13 protein-coding genes are annotated in these 19,640 nt (G+C 66.7%); 2 read left to right on the top strand and 11 right to left on the bottom strand.

Annotated features, from left to right (window positions below):
- Positions 1 to 7 precede the first annotated feature (7 nt).
- The 9 genes from H0X90_RS06220 to H0X90_RS06180 form a co-directional block, all read right to left on the bottom strand.
- Complete coding sequence (locus tag H0X90_RS06220) at positions 8 to 382, bottom strand: DUF805 domain-containing protein (protein ID WP_077191092.1); 375 nt, start codon at positions 380 to 382, stop codon at positions 8 to 10.
- Positions 379 to 1,269, bottom strand: a complete 891-nt coding sequence (locus H0X90_RS06215) for a DUF4123 domain-containing protein (protein ID WP_206532957.1) — start codon at positions 1,267 to 1,269, stop codon at positions 379 to 381. The genes H0X90_RS06220 and H0X90_RS06215 overlap by 4 nt, the downstream gene beginning before the upstream one ends.
- 5 nt (positions 1,270 to 1,274) lie before the next feature.
- Positions 1,275 to 4,067 (bottom strand): type VI secretion system Vgr family protein, encoded by a 2,793-nt coding sequence (locus H0X90_RS06210; RefSeq protein ID WP_077191093.1) that lies wholly within the window; start codon positions 4,065 to 4,067, stop codon positions 1,275 to 1,277.
- A gap of 343 nt (positions 4,068 to 4,410) precedes the next feature.
- Positions 4,411 to 5,337, bottom strand: a complete 927-nt coding sequence (locus H0X90_RS06205; RefSeq protein WP_048989008.1) for a hypothetical protein — start codon at positions 5,335 to 5,337, stop codon at positions 4,411 to 4,413.
- Positions 5,334 to 8,981, bottom strand: a complete 3,648-nt coding sequence (locus tag H0X90_RS06200) for a type VI secretion system Vgr family protein (protein WP_196438134.1) — start codon at positions 8,979 to 8,981, stop codon at positions 5,334 to 5,336. The genes H0X90_RS06205 and H0X90_RS06200 overlap by 4 nt, the downstream gene beginning before the upstream one ends.
- Positions 8,982 to 9,042: 61 nt before the next feature.
- Positions 9,043 to 11,442: a DUF2235 domain-containing protein gene (locus tag H0X90_RS06195; RefSeq protein ID WP_077189661.1), complete on the bottom strand. Its 2,400-nt coding sequence runs from the start codon at positions 11,440 to 11,442 to the stop codon at positions 9,043 to 9,045.
- On the bottom strand, positions 11,439 to 12,059 hold the full coding sequence (locus H0X90_RS06190; RefSeq protein ID WP_077189660.1) for a DUF3304 domain-containing protein: 621 nt from the start codon (positions 12,057 to 12,059) through the stop codon (positions 11,439 to 11,441). The genes H0X90_RS06195 and H0X90_RS06190 overlap by 4 nt, the downstream gene beginning before the upstream one ends.
- Before the next feature lie 84 nt (positions 12,060 to 12,143).
- Positions 12,144 to 12,998 (bottom strand): DUF4123 domain-containing protein, encoded by an 855-nt coding sequence (locus tag H0X90_RS06185; protein ID WP_077189659.1) that lies wholly within the window; start codon positions 12,996 to 12,998, stop codon positions 12,144 to 12,146.
- Between the two features lie 2 nt (positions 12,999 to 13,000).
- Positions 13,001 to 15,796: a type VI secretion system Vgr family protein gene (locus tag H0X90_RS06180; protein ID WP_077189658.1), complete on the bottom strand. Its 2,796-nt coding sequence runs from the start codon at positions 15,794 to 15,796 to the stop codon at positions 13,001 to 13,003.
- Between the two features lie 479 nt (positions 15,797 to 16,275).
- Here H0X90_RS06180 and H0X90_RS06175 point away from each other — a divergent pair, with 479 nt between their 5' ends.
- Together H0X90_RS06175 and H0X90_RS06170 are read left to right on the top strand one after the other, a co-directional pair.
- Positions 16,276 to 16,539, top strand: coding sequence for a PAAR domain-containing protein (locus H0X90_RS06175; RefSeq protein ID WP_006497567.1), 264 nt, complete (start codon positions 16,276 to 16,278; stop codon positions 16,537 to 16,539).
- Between the two features lie 36 nt (positions 16,540 to 16,575).
- The gene (locus H0X90_RS06170) at positions 16,576 to 17,973 is read left to right on the top strand and encodes a hypothetical protein (RefSeq protein WP_077189657.1); all 1,398 of its coding nucleotides are present in this window, start codon (positions 16,576 to 16,578) and stop codon (positions 17,971 to 17,973) included.
- 222 nt (positions 17,974 to 18,195) lie between these two features.
- Here H0X90_RS06170 and H0X90_RS06165 read toward each other — a convergent pair whose 3' ends face one another.
- Both H0X90_RS06165 and H0X90_RS06160 read right to left on the bottom strand, forming a co-directional pair.
- A complete protein-coding gene (locus tag H0X90_RS06165; protein WP_077189656.1) occupies positions 18,196 to 18,531 on the bottom strand; it encodes a hypothetical protein in 336 nt (111 codons plus the stop codon).
- Between the two features lie 275 nt (positions 18,532 to 18,806).
- Entirely contained in the window at positions 18,807 to 19,553 is a 747-nt protein-coding gene (locus H0X90_RS06160) for a MipA/OmpV family protein (protein ID WP_069351984.1), read from the bottom strand.
- Between the last annotated feature and the right edge of the window lie 87 nt (positions 19,554 to 19,640).

Raw genomic sequence — 19,640 nt, 5'->3', positions numbered from 1 at the left:
GATACCCTCACAAACTTGCGTCGTTGTTGCCTGCATCCGGCGATGGCGGACCGAAGCGGTTGCGCGCGTCGTCCCCGCGATAAAACCCGTTCATCGCAATGGTGATGAACGCGCCTCCGACCGGGGTCGCATGAAGAAGCGTCCACCATCCGGACTTGCCGATGTCGTGCCAGCGCCGCACCGACACCGCGACGAGCATCCAGATCATCACGATCGCGAATGCCCAGCCGACGACATCGACGAACGTCGCGATACGTTGCGCTGCAGGCAGGTCGGCGAGCACGTCCAACACGGAGCCCGCAATCAGCCACGGCACGGTCACGCCCCACCACTCGATGCGCCCGGCCCGGCCGCGGAACGAAAACAGGGCGGCCGCGTTCATTGCCGCGCCTCCTGTTTCGTCTCGGCATTCGCGGCATCGATCTCGATCAGGCGATCGAGCAATGCGTCGCACAACGCGTCGTGATCATGCCGATACGCAGCAATGCACTCGGCAACGACGCGCTCATCGTCGAGCTCCACGTGGCCGACCATCGCCAGTGTCGCACCGATCCGGTAGGCAAGGCGGTCGTCACCCAATCCCTGCGCATCCAGCACGCCGATCAGACGACGCATGCGCGCGTAAGTATCGAACGGATCCGCGTCGACGGGGATCCGGCCGTTGCGTCGCAATTCGGCGAGCACGGCGTCCGGCCGGCTGCCGCGCCGCAAAGCGTCGAGCTCGCGTGCATCCACGCATGCGTAGAAGATTCGTTCGTGCCGGCGCGGATGTCGCACCGTACCGACGGTGCCATCGCGACGCACCCAGGTCCATGACACGCACGGCGACAACAGCGCCTGATAACGCGACTCGGACAGCGCGCCCGCCAGTGTCTGAAACACCGCCGCGTCGTAGAACCGCAGCAGTCCGTCGCGATCGTCGGGCAGCGTCACGCGCGTCCTGACGCCGAGTTTCGGCACGAGTTCATCGAGCGGATAGACGCTGACCAGCGACAGAAACGCGAACGGCCGCCGCGCGAGCTGCCGTTCGAGCAACGCCGGCACGTGCGGTGCACGATAGTCGCACACCAGCGCACAGACCTCCGGATTGCTCGCCTCGGGCTGGCCAGCCAGCACGTTGTGAACCTGTCCCGCCGCAATCAACTCGCGCCAGGGCGCCGCGTTGATCGGCAACTGCGACGCATCGGCCAACAGGTAGCGATGGGCATCCGGAAACGCTGCATGCTCGGCGGCCGCCGTCGTTTCCCATGTCTGGAGCAGCGCAGTCATCGTCGTCACCCGCGCGTGGCGATCGCTTCGTGGCGATGCGCGAGATCCCGCATGCATTCGACACATGCGGGCTTGTTCATCGACGGCAACTGGACGTTCGCGGATCGCGGGCCAGTCAGCGTGTGCTGGGCCGCATGGAACGTCGCTTTGCCCGGCGCGCCGATCACGATGTCGTTGCCTTCCATCTTCAGGAACGCGTTGGCCGCCGTCAGCAGCAGCCGCTTCGGCGACTGCAGCGCGACACTTGCCTTCGCGCTCGATACAGTCACCGCACGCTGCGCACTGGCGTCGAGCGTGCCGCCGTTCTGCGCCTGCACGGTGACGGCGCCCGTCGCAGCATGAAGCGCGATCCCGGCGGCCGGCACGGGACGGCTGCCGCCCGGGGTGCCGTGCGTGTACAGCGCAATGCCTTCCTTCGCGACGATGCTCGACTTGCCCTGGACCGTGACCTGCACGTCGCGTCCGGCGCTCAGTACGGTTTGCGTGCCCGACGTCCACACGTGGCTTTGCGCCGTCAGCGCGGCGACGCCGGCCGCGCCGTGCGCGACGAGATGCGGATGCTGCCACGCAACCGCACCGCCCGCGCCACTGCCTTCGCGCGTTGCGCCGAGCGACACCTGGCTTTGCTGCAGGCCCTCGATCGCCACGAGCGGCGATGTCGTGTCGCCGACAGACGCGACACCATCGGGCTGCGCCGTGCTCGCGCCCGGCTCCGCACCCTGCTTGCGCGCGAATTTCGCGAGCCCCTGCAGCATCTCGCGTTGCTGCGCGAGCACCTGGCTCGCTGCACTCGCGTCCATCTGGTTCACGCCGGGCGCCGTGCTGATCAACAAGCCGGCGCCGGCGCGCAGCGCGGCGGCTGCCTGCGTCGACAGTTCGGCGCCGTAGCCGCGATCGGCCAGACGCCGGTTGTCCTGCACCTGCTTGATGTGCCCGAGCGTCAGGCCGCTGCCGTGATCGGTCGTATAAAGGCGCGCACTCGACTGCCCAGCCGTATCGTCAAGCATGAATTGTCGCGAGCCACCCGCGCCGGTCTGACTCGCATTCAGGTCCTGCGTCTTGAACCCGGTCAGCACGGCTGCGTGGTCGTTGCCGGCAAACCAGGCCGCCGCATTGGCCGTGCTGCCGCTCGGGCCGCCCGCCAGCGCATTGTGCTGCGCGTCCGCGTTGCCTTGCCCGTTGTACAGCGCGGCGACAGCGACCGGCCGGTCGGGCTGGCCTTCTAGCCATTCGGTCCAGACTTCCTGACCGACGCGCGGCACGCTCACCCCGCCCCAGTTGTCGCCGCCGATCGATGTCACCATGCGCGTCCAGGTGCCCGCGCCACGATCGGCCGGCGCGTTCGCCGCGCGCGGATGTTCGTCGCGACTCGCGGAATTCTGCCCGCGCTGCGCATGATGCTGGATCCGGATCCGGTGATCGCGTTCGGTATGAACCGGATCGCCCGCGCCGACCACGATGCTCGTCTGGGCGCCCGGCATCACCGCGACCGGATGCACGCGTGCGCCATGCCCGCTCGGCGCCAACGGCCGGTAAGCCTGGTCGAACGGCAGCGCGGCGAAGCGGTTCCGGTACACCTCGTCGCCGTCTACCAGCGCGCCGCCGGCGTGCGTCGTGGCGTCGAATGCCGCGTGCAGCGCCTGCGCGCCGCCCGGCTCGCCGGGCGCGATATCGAGTCCCGGCGGAATCGCGCCGAGCCGTTGCGCGATCGCGCCGTGCACATCGGCGCTCACGTTCGCACGCGCGTCGTGCTCGACGCGCAGGCACACGAACGCGCGCGATGGATCGAGTGACGGATGCCGCGACATCGCGAAACGCAGCCCGGGCCGCAAATCGCGACGCGTGCCGCTGCCTTCGGTTTGCAGCGCCGGCACACGCTGCGCGTCGAGTTGCTGCTGCGCGCGCTGGTCGCCGATCGCGGCGGTCTGGAACGCGTACGGGCCTGCGACATCGCGATCCTCGCCCGGCGCGACCGCACCGCTCGCACGCACACTGGACGGACGGGTCGACAGGCTTCGGTGATCCCAGCTTGCGCGTGCGATGCTGCCGATGCGCCAGCGGCGCGCATTCATGAATTGCCGAATGCCACCGCGCGGGTCGCCGTCGCTCGTCTGATGGAAGCCGATGACTTCGGGTTCAGCCGGGGCGAAACGCTGGTTCGTATCGGCCAGCACGAGCGTGTGTTTGCCCAGGTCAGTCGAGTGCGCGTCGCCCTGGTGTTCGAACCAGTAGAAGATGCCCTCTTCCGCCCACAGTCGTTCGAGAAACGCGAAATCCGATTCGCCGGCCTGTGCGGTCAGGCTGCGGTTCGCATATTTCGCCGGGTCGGCCAGCGCCCAGCGCCATGCCGGCGCGATCGCGCCACGCGCATAGTGCGCAAAGATCTGCTCGCTGATCTCGACCACGCTCGCGTTCACGAAGTTGTAGCTGTCGACGCGCTGATGCAGCAGCGCGAGCCACGGTTCGACGACGAGCCGCACACGCGCGAGCCCGCCGTTGTAGCCGACGCGTTCCGCGGCCGTCACATGGCCGTGGAACGGGCGTCGTGCGTCCTGCCCGTCCGCGACCTGCCATTCGATGAGGACCGACGCGCCGATCAGTTTGTCGAGCGGCAGGTCGGGCCGCTCGGTCAGCGCGGTGAGCTGAAACCGGAAGCCGCCGCGATCGAGCGACTCCCATCCTTGCAGGCTCTCGGCGACAAGCTTGTCCGCGCCGAGCGGCGTGGTCAGCCACAGAAACCGGTCGTGCTGCGACCAGCCGCGGAAGAATGCCTGGATGAGATCGGATTGGGTCGACATGATGTTTGGCTCGGGGTTCGCTGGGCGATTTCTCAAATCAGTTCTGCCATGTATTTTTTCGATGCCCGTATATTTCGCCGCCGGCATGATGTCCATATCCCGATCGGCTCCGCACACGGGGAAACGTCAATCCGCATCACGCCGCTCCCGCGCCGTTGCTTTGCCCGACCTCGGCATATTGCCGACTCGGGATCGCAAGATTGCTTGTCCAAATGTCCATTCCATCGATGCGCGCCCCGTGCCGCCTTCACCGCCTGAATTCGAGTTCGACCGGCATGCGATTCGAGTCGGAGCGAATCGACAGTGCCCGACGACGATGCGTGTGGCCTGCGCCACGTCAGGGTCACTTTCCCGTCAGTTTCACGTTTTCCAGCCGGTCCATCGGCGTAAAGAACCGCCCGTCCATTTCCTTCGGACGAAGAATGTCGAGGTTCACCGTGCCGACGAAAATATAGTTGCCGGCATCGACGCGCCGCATCGCCGAATGATCGGTAAAGGTCAGCGCAGAGTACGGCACCACGAATTCCACCCGCTCGGGCTGGCCCGGCTTGACGACGATTTCGCGGCGGTAACGGCGGGACGTGTCGCTCAGATATTTGCTGACGAGCCTGACGTCGAATTCCACATTGTCGCTGCCGCCACCGATCTGCACATATTGCAAATCGGGACGCGCCAAATCCGCCGACCAATGATCCGGACCATCGACCGTCACGTCCTGCTTGCCATCGTTCGAGAACGTTACCTCGATCACAAGATGCTCTTGCGCGGGCCGCACCGATAATGTCGGATGCAGATTGATTTCCGGGGTGCCGCGCGCCAGCAAATCATGGGCAAGATCGTAAAGTACCGACAGCTTGTCGTTGAATTGATCGTCGAACTGGTAGTTGTACGTGCCCTCGTAATGGTGGCCGCCCTTGTCAAACGAATAGACGAGCACGGCCCCCTTGTTGATTGCATGGATCTGGGGAATCGCCCTGCTGCTCAACGTCGCCTTCACCAGGTCGACATGCTGGCGATAGGTTCCTGTGAGACTCGCCGTATATTTTCCGATTCCAAAGTAACTCGATGGCGGCATCGGGTCGATATCCCGGCCCCGCGAAAAATACGACACCGTGTGGCCATCGGCCGTGAAGACCATCGACGGCGACGGATTCATCTGCCCCTGTCCACTACGAATCTCGAAATAATCCGGGCGATCTTGCGCAAGCGCCATGTCCAACACTCCGAAAGAAATCATCGACATCACAACAACGAGAAAAAAGCGCTTCATTTCAGCACTTCCCAGTCAATTCCGGTCTTTTCGTTGAACCAGTCACGGAAGCCGTACATGTAGTACTTCGGAATTTCCGGCTTTTGCGTGTACATTCCGCGGCCCATCAAGTTCGTTTCGGTGGAGCGCTGCCAGTTGTCGTCGAGCTGTGCCATCGTCACGTCGACCAGATGTCGCGAGTTGATGTACTTCCCGAACACGGCGCCGCCGTCAACAAAGTACTCATCCGGCCAGCCGAACAAGTGCCCGCTCTCATGCGCGATCGCATTCTGGGTCGATACCGGGACAAACCGTTGCTGCTGCGGGTTCCACTCGACTTGCACTTCCCCCCAATTCTCCGAGTTCGCTCGCGTCACCTTGGGAAAAAGATTGATCTCGGCATGGCATCTCCCGTTTTGAACGAGTTCGACTTCAAGTTTCACCTTGACCTTGCATGTACATGCCTTGCCGAGCGGACACGCCTTCGGCTGCATCGAGTAATTCCCCCGGTTCAGTCCTTCCTCGATGCGCTTCTTGAAGCCCGACACGGCAGCAAGACCACCGGGTCGGTCCACTACCCTGATGATCAAGCCTTGCCGTATGCCATCGCTGTTGTACGGCACCGAAAACGGCTTGCCCGTCGCCGGATCCATATGGACGCGCCCCTGGTTGATCCAGTATTGATCCTTCAGATGAACCTTGATACGGACGGTTGCCGTCAACGTCGCCGTCGCAGGTGCATAGCCGATATCGTACGTCCCGGTCGATGCCGCATATTGAAGCCAGTTGAGTTGCCCATTCTTCAACTTCGGATTGCCACTCTCATCCGTCTCATAATAGTCGGCGGACCCCATACTGACGGTATGCTCTTCCTTCTTGATCGCGGGGACGTGAAGGTTGCACGGTCCACTGTGCGCAGCCGCGCCTTTTTTCGGCATGCCCTCCAGCTCACTGGACACGGGTGGTGGCGTCGAATAACCGAGAGAGGGACCGGATCCCCTCTCCGCCGCCGTGGGTGCAGCCGCGGAAGGCGCGGGCAGCGGTTGACCGGGCGCACGGGAAAATGCCTGCGCCGCGCCCATGGCACCGCTCGCTGTCGGTAGCGTCGCACCGACGATCGAACTCGCCGCCAGCGCCTGCACGAGAAAGTCGCACGGATCGCCTTGCGGCAACACCGGCAGCGCCGGCAGCTTCACGCTCGTCGCCCGCGGCCCCGGGAACGGATGCCCGCCCGCCTTCACCGCGAATTGCCCCGGCGTCTCGACGACGATATCGCCACCCTTCAACGTGATCCGGTTCGGCCCCTGCTGCAGCACGATCGCGTCCTGCGCGAGCACGTCGACGCGCTCGTCGGTCGACGTCACGCGCACGGTCTGGTCCGCGAGAATCTCCATCGTCGACGCATGCGCCTCGACGCTCACCGGCCCTTCGCCCGCGATTGCCTTGAGCCCGCCCGCCACGCTGTACAAGCTCATCGCATCGCCCGTCGCCGCGGCCACGGTGGCACCGGCGCCCACATGCGCATCGCCTTGCGACGTCAGATGAACGTGCTGCGCCGCATACGACACCGCACTCTCCGGCGTCGTCACCACGATGTTCTCCGGCGACTCCATCAGCACCACGGGCGTCGCAAATCGCTCGACGGGATCGCCGCCGTCGCGCTGCGTCCCGGTCGGCTTGGTCGCGCTCTGACCACCCACGCTGCCCGCGTACTTGCCGTCCTGCGCAGGATCGATCGCCTTGAGGAAATCAGTCTGCGCCTTGTTCGCGCTCAGGCCGGCCGCCTCCGCACCGGTCGCCGCCGTGTCGAGTTCCTGCGCCGTTTTCGCCGCGTCCTTCAATTGCTCCACGCGCTCGGCGACATCCATCTGCGTCGACGCGCCGAGCCGGCGCGCGGTACTCGACATCAGCACGCCCGCGCCGGCCCGCACGACACCCCATCCCTGCGTCGCCAGTTCGAAGCCTTCACCGCGATAGGCGCCGCGCATCGTCCCCTGCTGGTCGATCAGATAGCCCTGCGCGAGGCGCGTGTCGGCAGTCGAATTGCTCAGCTCGTGACGCAGTTGTCCGGCCGCGTCGTCCATCACCCAGCGACTGCCGGGTTGCCCATCGAGGGTTTGCGTCTGCAGGCCCGTCAGTGTTCCCGAATGATTCGCGTCGCTGCCTTCGCCCGCGGAGAACGGCGGACGCACACGCCCGCCGTACACCTGGCCGAGCACGACCGGCGCATCGATGTTGCCCGACTCGAAGCCGACCACCACTTCCGCCCCCACGCGCGGTACAAACGCATGACCGAAATTCGGCCCGGCCGCCTGTTCGGCGACGCGAACCAGAATGCCCGAACGGTGATCGCCCGGCGCGTGGCCGGTCGGATTGGACCGGCTTGCCGTATCCGTCAACCCGCCCGGCAGCGGCGCGACACCGCGCATCCACGGAAACTGGATGCGGACCTGGTGATCGCGCGTGCTGCTGACGCGCCCACCCGGCTCGCCGACGACGATCGCAGTCTGCACCCCGTACACCGTCGGCCGGTCGCGGAACGGCGGCACGATCGGCGTGCCCTCCGGCACCGCGACGAAGCGGTTGCGATACAGCCCCTTGTCGAGCTCGCCGCGTCCGAACAGCTGGCCGATCTGCGCGCCGAGGTTGTTGACGGCTTCGTGCTCGATCGACAGCGGTACGAATCGCACGGTGCCGCCCAGATAGTCGTTCAGCGTATGGACCTTGCCGGTCTCGAGCGTGCGCGACGACCCGCCGCCACGGTAGACCCGTTTCGCGAGCTGCAGCGCGTCGAGACGCTGTTCGGCGTAACGCTGCGCATCGCCGCTCGTGTCGAAGCGGCCTGCGCGCTGGCCGTCGTAGATCTCCCGCACCGGCAGCAACGGCGCGTCGGCATCGGCGGGCTGTTGCGCATGGCCGGCAAGCGCATGAAGTTCGCTGGCTTTCCAGCTCGTCGCCACCACGCGATCCGGCACCAGCTGACGCCGATCGGAGAATTGCGTCATCACGCCGTCCGGGTCGCCGACGTCCTGCGCATTGAATGCGATGGCGCTGCCGTCGGGCAGCCGCGCATGGCGGTCGAACACAACGACGGTATGGTCGCCCGACGGCGCCTTCCCCGCGTCCTGTCCGTGCTCGATGCGAAACGACAACCCGGCCTCGGACAACTGCCGCGACACGAAATCGAGATCGGTTTCGCGATACTGGCCGCGCAAGCGAAACGATCGCAGCGGCTCGACGAGTTCATAGCGCCAGTGCGCTTCCGGATAGTCGCCGAACACACGCTCGCAGATCCCCGCGGCATCGAGGTCGACGAAATAGAGGCAATTGCGGCGCAGCTTCAGCAGCGCGAGCCACGATTCCATCGTGAGCCGATAGCGCGTGAACTCGCCGTCGCTCTCCGCATAAGCGGCATGCGTGACGTAGCCGTTCCAGCATCGTTCGCCCGCCGCCGTCGCGAGACGCAGCCGCACGGCGCTGCCGATCAGCGGCGCGAGATCGAGAAACGGCTCGCTCGACAGCACGTCGATCTCGAACCGGAACGATTCGCTGATCCCTTCACGACCGTGAAAGCGCTCTACGACGAATGCGTCCGGCATCGCGGTATCGATCTGGATATGACGGGTCGCTTGCCCGTACCCCGTTAATGCGGCAACTAGATCCATGTCGTTTCTCGGCAATCGCGCGCGAATGCGTGTCGCGCCGGCTGGTTCGTGTCCAATCGGTTCATCGGAACAGCTTGCTCATGTCGACGTTGCGCTGCATCTGCTGACGCATCGCCTCCATGTCTTCCTGCACGCTCGGCACATGGGGCGCGTCCCAGCGCACGCCGTTCACGTAGACGGTGCGCCAGCGCAGGTAGCCCCAGACGAACGAAAACTCGCGCCCTGAATCCTGCAGCGCGAGACCACCGATGACTTTCGGGTCGGTCAGCACGGCGCTGTCGGTCGGCGCGGTGGCATCCCGGGCCGCGCGGGCTTTCTGTGCAGCCTGCTGCGCGGCGTCGTAACGTTTCAGGATGCCGGCCTGCTGCGCGGTCAGCGGCGAACGCGGTTCGGGCTCCGGCGCGACGTTGGCGGCCGGCCCGAGCCCGAGCGCACCCGCCCCCATCATCTGCATGATCTGCGACGGTCCCGGCACGCCAAGTTGCTGGCGCTTCTTCCACTCGGCGTGCTTGCGCTCGAACTCGGCCTGGCGCGTTTTCAGCGCTTTGATCTGGTTGTGGTTCCACACGTCGTCGTCGTCGCCCAGCGGCTTGAACCATGCGCGCGAGTCATGCATGAAGTTGTCGTACAGCGCGCTGATCGGCGCTTCCGGCGGCCCCATGTTCCAGTCGCCGCGCACCTCGAGCCACTGCTTCCATTTCTCTTCGAGCTGCAGCTGGAAGAAATCCTCGGCGCGCTTGGCGCTCGCGCGCACGAGCGGGCCCACGAACGGAATCGCGGACTGCAGGCCCGCGGCGATCGGCAGGACGGCCGGCGAAATGACGGCCGCCGCCTTCGGGTTCTGGGTGATCTTCCGGCTGACCGTGTTGCCCGCGTACCGGCTCACGGTCGGTCCGCCTTCTTTCTCGCATTCGAGCAGGTCGCGCCATTCGAGCCGCAGTTCCTCGTTCGCGCTGTCGAGATCGACGGCATCCTGCGGATAGGCAGCCTTGGCGGCGAGAAACGACGGTTGCGAACGCAAATTGTCGAGCCGCATCTTGCGCCAGCGCAGGTAAAGCCCGTAGTGCGCGCGCATCAGGCCCGGCGTGCCGTGCTCCTTCGCGTAGTAATAGTCGGCGCTCGTGCTCACATAGGCGGAAAAGGCGCGCTTGAGCGCGGGAGAAATCGCGAATGCCGCCGCGGCTTCGGCAGCGACACCGGGCCCCTTGATATCGAGTGGAACACCGGCCTTGCGCGCTTCGCGATACATGTCGAGCAGCGGCACCTGCGACAGCTTGTCCGCGTCGCCGGTGCCGCGCCCCTGCTCGCCTGGCCCGTAACCGCCGCCGACATCCGAATGCACGCCCGGATAGACGATTTCCTCATGCCCGTCCCGCGACGCATCGATCAGGTCGAGCGGGAACGATCCGCGCGGCTCGTGGGCGGCGACCATATGGACGCAGCGGCGCACGTAGCGCGGCACGCCCATCAATTCCTTGCGCCCCCAGCCGCCGTGCCCGTCGAACAGCGTCGCGGCCGTGCTTTGCGCGATGCCGACCGACGCGACCGTATCGAAGATGCCGAGAAAGTCGTAAGACACGGGCACGCCGCACAGGCTGAAATCGGGGTCCAGCGCATCGGCCAGCCAGTTCGAGAACGTGCGGGCCTCGGCCGCCCCGCGCGAAAAACCGAACACGTACAGCCGAATGCGCTGCAGTTTCGGCTTGCCCTTCACCAGCAGATCGCCGACGCGCGCCTTCAGCTGCGCGCACCGGGCCCGCAATGCGACGCGGCGTTTCTCGTCCCATGCGCGCATCGTCGCGGTCCAGTTCGCCGTATCGACTTCGCCCTTGAGCTGCGCCCAGATCGTGTCGCGATCCCAGGTCAGTTCGATCCCGTTCTGCTCGGCGGCCATCAGCTTGAGCGCACCGACGCTCGAACTGCCGCGCGCGTTGATGTCGCCGAGACTGCCCGGCTTGGGCGGAGTGCCGCCGAGATCGATGCCCTTGAAATTCAGGTCGACGCTGACGGCCTTCGCGAGCTCCTTGTCGCTCTTGCCGAGCGCCGCGGACAGCGAATTGCCGAACGCGTGCGCATGCACGACGTTGTGGATCTGCAGCAGCGCCCAGTTGATGCGCCCCTCGCCGGCCCATCCCGTCGCCGCGCCGGCCGCGGCCTGCAGTCCGACGCCCTGGTCGCCGATCTCGTCGACGAACGGCGTGCCGACGCCGGCCACGTAAATGGCACTGTGATACTTGTCGCGCGGAAACACGTCGAACAGCCGCGCGACGTTGCTGTGCTTGCCGCCCGTGCGATCGCGATCGGCGTTGTTGCGCGTGCCGTCGAAGAAGATGCCGACATGCAGCGTCTTGCAGCAACTCATCCCGTCGTCGTCGTGCAGCCGACGCATGATCGCGTCCTGCTCCTCCCGGGTGACGACGCCGACGTCAGGCCGGTCGGCACTCGCGAAGCGGAAACTCATTGCATGATCCTCTTGTCGGGATTCGGGCACTGCGGGTCGCTGTTGCGCAACGTGAAGTTCCCCGGGCACGCTTCATCGGGCGCCTGGAGATTTTCGGGGAAGCCCCGGTAGCCGGGCATCCACTGAGACGCATAGACCTTGATTCGATCGTGCGGAAAGAACAGGACCCACAGGAAGCCGTCCGAGAATGTGTCGTAGCGCTCAACCGGTACGACCCGGCTCGCAAGCGCCTTCGGATCCTTCCTGTACAGGTTGTCGTCCCGCCACTGCAGGTTGACGGTCAGTCCCGGATGCCATTGTTTCGGCAACGCGACGCAGCAGATGATCGCGCCGCCGCCGCTGCCGATGCGCGCCGGCACCGTCCCGCCCCAGGTGCCGTCGACGTAGAACGCGCCGATCGGAACGTCGGTGTAGTTGAGGGCATTCAGCTTCAGCCCCATCGTGCCGGATGCGGCCGCCGCACCTGCGCCGCCCGACGCGCCGCCCGACGCCCCGGCCGCAGTCGATGCGGCAGGCGACACGTCGGTCGCACGCGAGCATCCGGCCGTCCCGAGCAGGATGGCCATGAACATCAGCAGCCGAGCGGCAAACGTCGTGGAACCGGCATTCAAACTCATCTTTTCATCCTCTTGTCCGACGCCGTGCGGCGTGGATCGCTATCAACCACGTGCGCTGTCGCATGCACGCAAACCCGTGTCGTTCTATGCGGACGACGTCGCCGGCGCGAGCTCCGTCACCAGATACCCGGCCGCCACGAGCGCATCGAGCGCGGCTCGCGACGCCGCCTCAGGGGGACCGTCGTGCCGCGCCCACGCCGCACTCACACACGCATGGGCTTGCGACGGCGTGGCCACCAGACGGCCGAAACTCTCCGGACGCTGGCGAACATGAAAAATCAGCGTGTCGATCTTCGCAGCCTGTCGAAGCCATTCGATCTGTTCGTCGTCGAGCACGTAGGGCTCGCCGCTGCGCCCGGCGTCCGCTTCACCGCCGGCCGCCTCGCCCACGGTGTCGAAATCGAGCGGGACGAGCGCGCCGGTGCGATCGAACACATGCCACGCGTCGATGCCATTCGTGAAGCGGCGGCGCTGTGCGGGCGTCAGCGCCGCGAGCCACGCGGGCAGGCAACGCGTATCGGCGAGACGCACCAGAAATGCCTCGCCGTCGGATGCCGCACTCGCCTCCATCTGTCCGCGCAGATGCGCGGCGAGCGCGGCCGTATCGCGCGCGCCATGCAGCAGGCTCACCATCGGTCGTCCGGACGTCTCGCGCAGCACGGTCTCCAGCATCGCCCGGCGCGCCGCCGCGTCCGCCGGCAGCGGTACGAGGCACGGCGAAATCGCCAGCAAGTCGTCGCCGTCGTACACCCCTTCGTACAACACGACGGCATCGTTGCGCTCGACCGCGGGCATCCGGTCACGCAACGCCGGCGCGAAACTCATGTCGAGCAGCAGGTGCCAACGGCCGTCGGCCGGCACGCGCTCGAAGAGCGCATTCAGCCGGTCCGGCGTGTCGTCGGGATAGCGGTCGATCCAGTCGGTCGTTTCGATCGTCATGCTCAGATCGCCTTGCCCGCGAGTGCGCTGCCCGACTGCATCGCGTGCAGCAGGCATTCGACACAGACCTTTTCGGGAAACTGCGGCAACGGCGTATTCAGTTGAGCGGGCCCCACGAATGCATGCTGCGCGGCATATACGACGAATTTGCCCGGGCAACCGAACGTGACGTCGCCACCTTCGATCGTCACGTGCGCCCCTCCGCTCACCGCGAGATGCACGGTCTTCTTCGCGGCGATCTCGACGTCCGCGCTCGCGGACGCGAGCGTCAGATCGTCGCGCGCGTGCAGGCCCAGCACATCGCGCTGCGCCTGCAGCGTCAGTCCGTCCTTGCCGGCGATCATGCCGATGCCGACACGCTCCGCATGGCTCGCGCCGGCCAGCCAGCCGATGCCTTGCCCGCTGTGAATGCGCAGCTGCTGCGCAGCGGCGAGATTGAAGTCGCCACCGCTGCCGAGCGACAGCGTTTCGCCGGCCGCCCATTGCAGGGCCTGGCCGGCAACCAGCCCGTGCCCGCCCCGTGCCTCGATGCCGAGCACGGGGTCGCCCGTGTGCGGCAGTGCGTTGCCGGTCGACCGCTGGGCGGCGTCGGCCGACGCCTGCGTGTAGCCGTTCGCGCCGACCGTCGTCGCGAAGCTCTGCGCAAGCGCATCCAGCGGCGCGGCGCTGCCGTTCAACGACGACTGGCCCGCCTGCTCCACGCCGCGCTGTGAGGCGAACGGCAGCGTCCCGTGCGTATCGGCCGTCTGGTCGAATCGCCGAACCAATGCGGTGTGCCGCGCGAGCAGCGCCTGCAGCGCGGACGCATCGCCCGCCGGCTGGGCGGCGCCGGCAGGCGCGTAGCTCGACACCAGCAGGCCGCGCGTCGCACGCATTGCACCGTACGCATCCGAGCGCAATTCGACGCCCTGGCCACGAAAACTGCCGAGATAGTTGTCCGCCTGATGGCGCAGATGACCGAGGTTCAGTTGCGTGGCCGCGTGCGTGGTCGCCATCTGCAGGCGTCCCATGCCGTCCGAATCATCGGCGACGAGCTGGTTGTGGCCATGCCCGTCGAAACCCTGGCTCTTGAAGCCCGACAGCGCGCCGGCGTGATTGTGACGATCGGTGCCGCCGCCGGCGCCATGCCACGCGGGGCTCAGCCCGCTTGCCAGATTGCCCTGCGCGCTCGGCGCATGATCGCCCGCCTGCGTGTAGATCGACGCGTCGAGCGGCTTGCCGGCCGCCCCGCCCGGCGAAGGCGACTCGCCGCCTTCGCCGCGGCCATTGAACAGGCCGCCGAGCACGATCGGCCGGTGGATCAGCCCATGGTGAAACTGCACGAGGACTTCATGACCGATGCGCGGCAGCTGCTGAAGGCCGTGCCCGTCGCTCGCGAGCCGTTGTATGGCGCGCGTCGGATACGTACCCGCATCGTCTTGCGCCTGCCAGTGGAAGCGAACGCGCAACCGTCCCTGCGCATCGGCGTGCACGGGCCCCGTCGAACCGGGCCGCGCGTCGCCGGCCGGCCCGACGACGATCGCCGTCTGCGCACCCAGCGCCGTCGGAACCGGATTGAGTCGCTGCCCGGTTCCGTCGGCCAGCGTGGGCCGCCAGACCTGCGTTCGCGGCACCGCATCGAACCGGTTTGCATAACCGCCGGCCTGCGCTTGCCGAACCACGCGCGGATCGAGCGCCGCCGCCGGCAACGGCCCGAGTCGCCGTTCGATGGCCTCCATCACGGTCGCCGGCAGATTGTTGATCCCGACGTGCTCGACGCGCGTCAGCAGAAAATCCTCGGGCGCCGCGGCGCCGCGCACGGGCTGCCAGCCGGCATCGACGAGTTTCAGCGCGCGTCCTGCGCGCGCCGTGCGCAGCGTGCCGTAGCCGGTCCAGAAACTGGCGCGCGACACGATCGCATCGGCCTGGCGCCTTACCGTATCTTCCGCTTCGCGCAAGCTGTCGAACGCCTCCGGCCCGACGTCGTCGTAGAGTTCGCGCGCGCCCGCCGGTCGGCCGAGCGTCGTACTCGCGGTAGTCGCCCGGTTCACGCGATAATCGCTGCTGATCAGTGTGATGCGATCGGCCGTCAGCGACAGCGACTGCCCGATCCCGAGGATCACGTCGTCGGCGCCGGTCGCCGTCCCGCTCGAGCGGCGCGGCACCCCGCCGCGTCGCGCGGACGTATCGTCCTCGGCCAGCTGCGCGCTGTCGTCGAAGACCAGCATCGTATGCCCGGCAGGCGCGTCCTCGTCTTCGACGAAGCAGAACCCGAGGCCAGCCTCGGCCAGCAGATGCTGCACGAATTCGTAGTGCGTATGGGTTCGGTACTGCACGCGATACGCAGTAGGGCCCAGCGCATCGAGCCGCCGGCCAGCATCCGGCGTGAGGCGCCACCGCGCGATCCCGGCGTACGGCGCGAACACCGTGTCGAGCACGTCGGCAAGCGTCTGGTTCACAAAGGTTCGCTCGTCGCGCGCATGCGCGAGTGCGGCGAGCCACGGCACGATCCGGAGATGGTAGCGAGCGAGGCCTGCGTCGTAGCCCCTGCACTCGGCCTCGGCGACGAGACCGCTGCGCAGCGTCGTCGTGCCGTTCGCGAGCGTGGTGCGAATCGCGACACGCTGCCCGAGCATCGCGTCGAGATCCAGTGCAGGATCCGTCGACAGCGCATCGACGTTCCATTCAAAGAGATCGGAGAGCGATTCGCGGCCGGTCCAGCGCTCGATTTGAAATGCCGCAAGCGCGCCCGATCCGTCCAGCGAATACAGGCGATTGAATGCGCCAAAAAGAGACGCAAATTCCGTGATGACGCTCATGCGATCCCGCTCTCTCAGGATTTGACGTTTTTAAATAGATATTGCTGCGACGAACACGGGATGATGCACGACTGCCGGCATCGCGCGATCGACATGCCGATCCGGCGGGAAATGCGCGGGCTCCCCCGCAACACCACCCGCTGTCTGGCTGTACGCACGCCAATCGGATCAGGTGATGCGACCCCTATTGAAGCTTACTATTTTAGATTACGTCGCGGGGCTTCGCCATAAGCAAACAGACCCGGATTTAAAAATGCCGACCTTGACGTGCGGCCATCACGCACGATAATGACGGCCTTCGGCTCGAAAGCTACATTACGGCTCAATCGAAACAGGCAACTATTGCCGAAAGGTAATAAATACCCGATTCAGCCGGAATCGATTCGAAAAACGTTGCCGATGACACGCGCGCGCCCTCCCGCACCGGGCGGCAAAGCGGCGCTGCATCGTCGATGATTCCAGCCAGGAGGCCTATCCGGATGACCCAACCCTTCATCGTCCTCGGGGACAAGCACAGCCATGGCGGCACGGTGACAAGCGCGTCCACGCTGTCGTCGGTCGACGGCCGCGGCATCGCGCGCCGCAACGACACGGTGACGTGTCCGATCCATGGCCCGAATTACATCGTCGACGGCGACGACACAATGATCGTGCAGGGCGAAGGCGTCGCGCGCGACGGCTACAAGACGGCCTGCGGCGCCGTACTGGTCGCGAGCCGGACGGCGGGCAGCGACGGCAACTGATACACGACGCCGCAAGTCACGGGGGAATCGACGGAAATGATCACGCGATTGCGCAAGACGGCATTCGTCGCCGCGCTGTTCGTCGCGGTGTGGATCGCCGTGTTCGTCTGGTGGAAAACGACCCGGCATGCCCCCACCGCCAGGGAGTTGCTGCTGTGCGGGCTCGTGCTGCCGGCGGCCCTCGCCGTCTGCGCGGCATGGCTGCGCCGGGCGCTCGGCCCGCATCCGGCGCTCGCGGCCGTCGCACCGCCGAGTTCGTCCGCATCGACGGGCGCCGCTGCCACGCAAGATCCGACGTCGCACACGTGGTCGGCCCTGCTGCTCGACAGCAGCGTGAGGCTGCCGACGGGGGCGACGACCGCAGACATCGATGCGGCGGCCCGGGAAGAGCGTTCCGTCGCGCTTCATCCCGAACTGCAACGCCCGGACGGAACCGGCGTATTCGCAAGCACGGTCGACTCGGTGTCGCTCGACCGGCTCGATACCAGCCTGCTTGCAACCGACGCGCGGGAAACGCTGCAGGACGAGCATTGGCGCGGGCTGCTGCTGGCCGCCGATGCACTCGACGAATTGCGCGAGCGTCATGCCGTGTTGTCCGGCGCGGCCGCCGACGCGCCGCCGCTCAGGCTCCATCTGCTGATGCCGGAGCGCTGGCGACCCGTCGCCGCCACGCTCGCCGCATGGCTCGATGCGCACGCGGCGCGGGAAGCCGTCGCACCGGGTATCGTCCGTGCGCAATTGCGCACGGTCGCCGATCCCGTACAAGCATGGGCGGTCGTCGACGAACTGATCCAGGCGTTGCACCTGCAACCGTCCGGCGAACTGCACGTCGTCCTCGCGTTCGATTCCACCGCCAGTCAGGACGCAGTCGACGCGCTGGATCGCGCAGGCCGGCTCTACGGTCGCGATAGACCGAACGGCATGATGCCCGGTGAAGGCGCATGTGCATTGCTGCTCGGCCATCCCGACACACCGCATGCGATGTCCGTCCCGTCGATCCACCGGCTCGCGGCCGCGCGCCGCGCGATTTCCGCCGATCACGGCAAGGCCGAAGCGACGACACTCGAACAGTTGCTGGCGGCGACGCGTACGCGCTTGTCGACGTTACGTCCCGACCTGTCGGCACCCGGATTCGTCACCGACGCCGATCAACGCAGCAGTCGCCGCACCGAAGTCGTGACGGTCAGCGAGCAGATCTGGGGCGATGATGCCGCCGAGCGCAGCCGCCACCTCGGGCTCGCCAACGGGGCGGGCGGCGCGGCGCTCGCGCTCGCTGCACTGGCCGTCGCCGCCGATCACGCGACAGAGGAAGGGCAAGCGGTATTGGCGGCATCGGTCAGCGACCCGCTCGCACGTGGCGTGATGCTCGTCACGCCGGCGATGACGGTCGACACCACGGCATCGGTGCCGCAATCCGGAACGGTCGCGGCGTGACATGACGCGCCGGTCAGCGCGGCGCGTCACGCGTCGTGCGAGCCCCGGTCGACGACGGTATCGAGGCGCCTGACCGCCGCGGACACCCATGCCGCTACCCGCGGCGATGAATCGCGACGCGTGCGGCCGACCGATCGGTCGCGCGCGACGTGCATGCCGGCGATAGCCGCACTCGCAAAAGCGACATCGGCCGCAACCGATTTTCGTCGGCGGCTGAATCCGTCACCCTCGCCGCACCCAGATCACTTTCCCGTCGCGAATGCCGAGATTGCGACGCTCCTCCCGGTAATCCATCGTGCCCGGCAACGACTTGCCGTCGCGCTCGAGCACGCGCCACAGGCAGCCGTCGAGCAGCGCGGTCGCATCGGCTTCGGTCTTGCCGACCAGCGCATCGTCGGGCGCGGCATCCGCCTTGCATACCTGCGCGGCGCCCGGCTGCAAAGGGGCCCTGGCCGCGCCGCCGGCGGTGGCGTTGGGGTGTTTCGTGTCCATGTCCGCACATCCTGAAAAGGTTGCGCTCGCAACGAGTGCAACGAGCATCGCGATCGTTTTCTTCATCGGTTTCTCCCTGTCGCGGCCCGGCGGTCCCTGTGCGGCATTCGTGCGCGACCGGGCGTCGCATGCGTGATCGATTCCGCACGCCGCCGGCCGTTTCCTGACGAAGCCGGCCGGCGAATGGCGGTCTTTCGCGACCCGGCCGAGCCGCCTCGGCGCACCTGCGTCGCAGGCCCGGCCTGACGCCGAACCCGCCCGCATGTTACCGCACGCGGTTCGCGGCGACGGCGCGACGCCGAGGGTTCGTGTGCGCGCGCTGCGCACACCGGGCCATCCGCTCAGAACTTGTACGTCACGCCCGCGATGCCGTAATAGTTGTTGCGCGACTGGACGATCGGGCTGTCGCCCGCGCGACCGAGCAGCCGCGTCACGCCGCCGGTCGCGAGCACCGACCAGTGCCGCGACAGCGACCAGGTCCACGCGACCGCCATCGCGGCGCTGTCGATTCCGCCGCTCACCGAATACGGCCGGAACCGGCTCGTCATCGACTGTGCGTCGGTCACGCCGTAGAAAGTCTGCATGTAGCGTCCCGAGCCCGCGTGCACGGTGCCCGTCACGACGATCTCGTGCTGCGACGTCTTGAGCACCGGTACCGCGAGATCCACGTGCCCCGACACACCGCGCGACGTGTGCGTGACGGGCGTATCGATCGTGACGCTCAGCTCCGCCGCATCGAAAAGCGTCACCCCGGCACGCACGCCGACGAGCACCGAGCCCGGAATCCGGCCCATCCCCTTCAGGTAGTCGGAGCCCGGCAGGTCGAAGCGGTTCTCGTCCGCGCGGCCCGCGTCGTAGCTCACCGCCGCCGACACGAACGCCCCGTGCGGCAGGTTCAGCCGATAACCGGCACCCTCCGTGCTGTCGATGAAGAAGCCGTTGCCGAACGTGGCGGAAAACGACGGCGCAACGACGCCGCGATACTGGTTGCTGCCCGGGTAGCGCGGTGCGAACCCGCCGCCGAGCGACAACGAATACTGGTTTTCCGCGTGAGCGGCGGCGGCGAGGGTCAGGCCGGCGAGCGGCATGCAATAGCGGTAGCGGCGAAGTAATGGGCGCACAATATTGAGATAAGAGTGACGAAGCCCGCAGTCTAGGTGCCGCCCCGCGCCGAG

Origin of the sequence: Burkholderia sp. 9775_39 (assembly GCF_015712225.1) — a bacterium.
GTDB classification, from domain to species: Bacteria; Pseudomonadota; Gammaproteobacteria; order Burkholderiales; family Burkholderiaceae; genus Burkholderia; species Burkholderia cenocepacia.
The sequence above is the reverse complement of the archived record's forward strand: the minus strand, read 5'-3'. Positions and strand labels throughout refer to the sequence as shown.

Coding starts and splice junctions, on each gene's coding strand:
- H0X90_RS06190 (WP_077189660.1), bottom strand. CDS start 12,059: ATGAGTTTGAATGCCGGTTCCACGACGTTTGCCGCTCGGCTGCTGATG.
- H0X90_RS06220 (WP_077191092.1), bottom strand. CDS start 382: ATGAACGCGGCCGCCCTGTTTTCGTTCCGCGGCCGGGCCGGGCGCATC.
- H0X90_RS06215 (WP_206532957.1), bottom strand. CDS start 1,269: ATGACTGCGCTGCTCCAGACATGGGAAACGACGGCGGCCGCCGAGCAT.
- H0X90_RS06180 (WP_077189658.1), bottom strand. CDS start 15,796: ATGAGCGTCATCACGGAATTTGCGTCTCTTTTTGGCGCATTCAATCGC.
- H0X90_RS06205 (WP_048989008.1), bottom strand. CDS start 5,337: ATGAAGCGCTTTTTTCTCGTTGTTGTGATGTCGATGATTTCTTTCGGA.
- H0X90_RS06175 (WP_006497567.1), top strand. CDS start 16,276: ATGACCCAACCCTTCATCGTCCTCGGGGACAAGCACAGCCATGGCGGC.
- H0X90_RS06185 (WP_077189659.1), bottom strand. CDS start 12,998: ATGACGATCGAAACGACCGACTGGATCGACCGCTATCCCGACGACACG.
- H0X90_RS06170 (WP_077189657.1), top strand. CDS start 16,576: ATGATCACGCGATTGCGCAAGACGGCATTCGTCGCCGCGCTGTTCGTC.
- H0X90_RS06210 (WP_077191093.1), bottom strand. CDS start 4,067: ATGTCGACCCAATCCGATCTCATCCAGGCATTCTTCCGCGGCTGGTCG.
- H0X90_RS06165 (WP_077189656.1), bottom strand. CDS start 18,531: ATGAAGAAAACGATCGCGATGCTCGTTGCACTCGTTGCGAGCGCAACC.
- H0X90_RS06195 (WP_077189661.1), bottom strand. CDS start 11,442: ATGAGTTTCCGCTTCGCGAGTGCCGACCGGCCTGACGTCGGCGTCGTC.
- H0X90_RS06160 (WP_069351984.1), bottom strand. CDS start 19,553: ATGCCGCTCGCCGGCCTGACCCTCGCCGCCGCCGCTCACGCGGAAAAC.
- H0X90_RS06200 (WP_196438134.1), bottom strand. CDS start 8,981: ATGGATCTAGTTGCCGCATTAACGGGGTACGGGCAAGCGACCCGTCAT.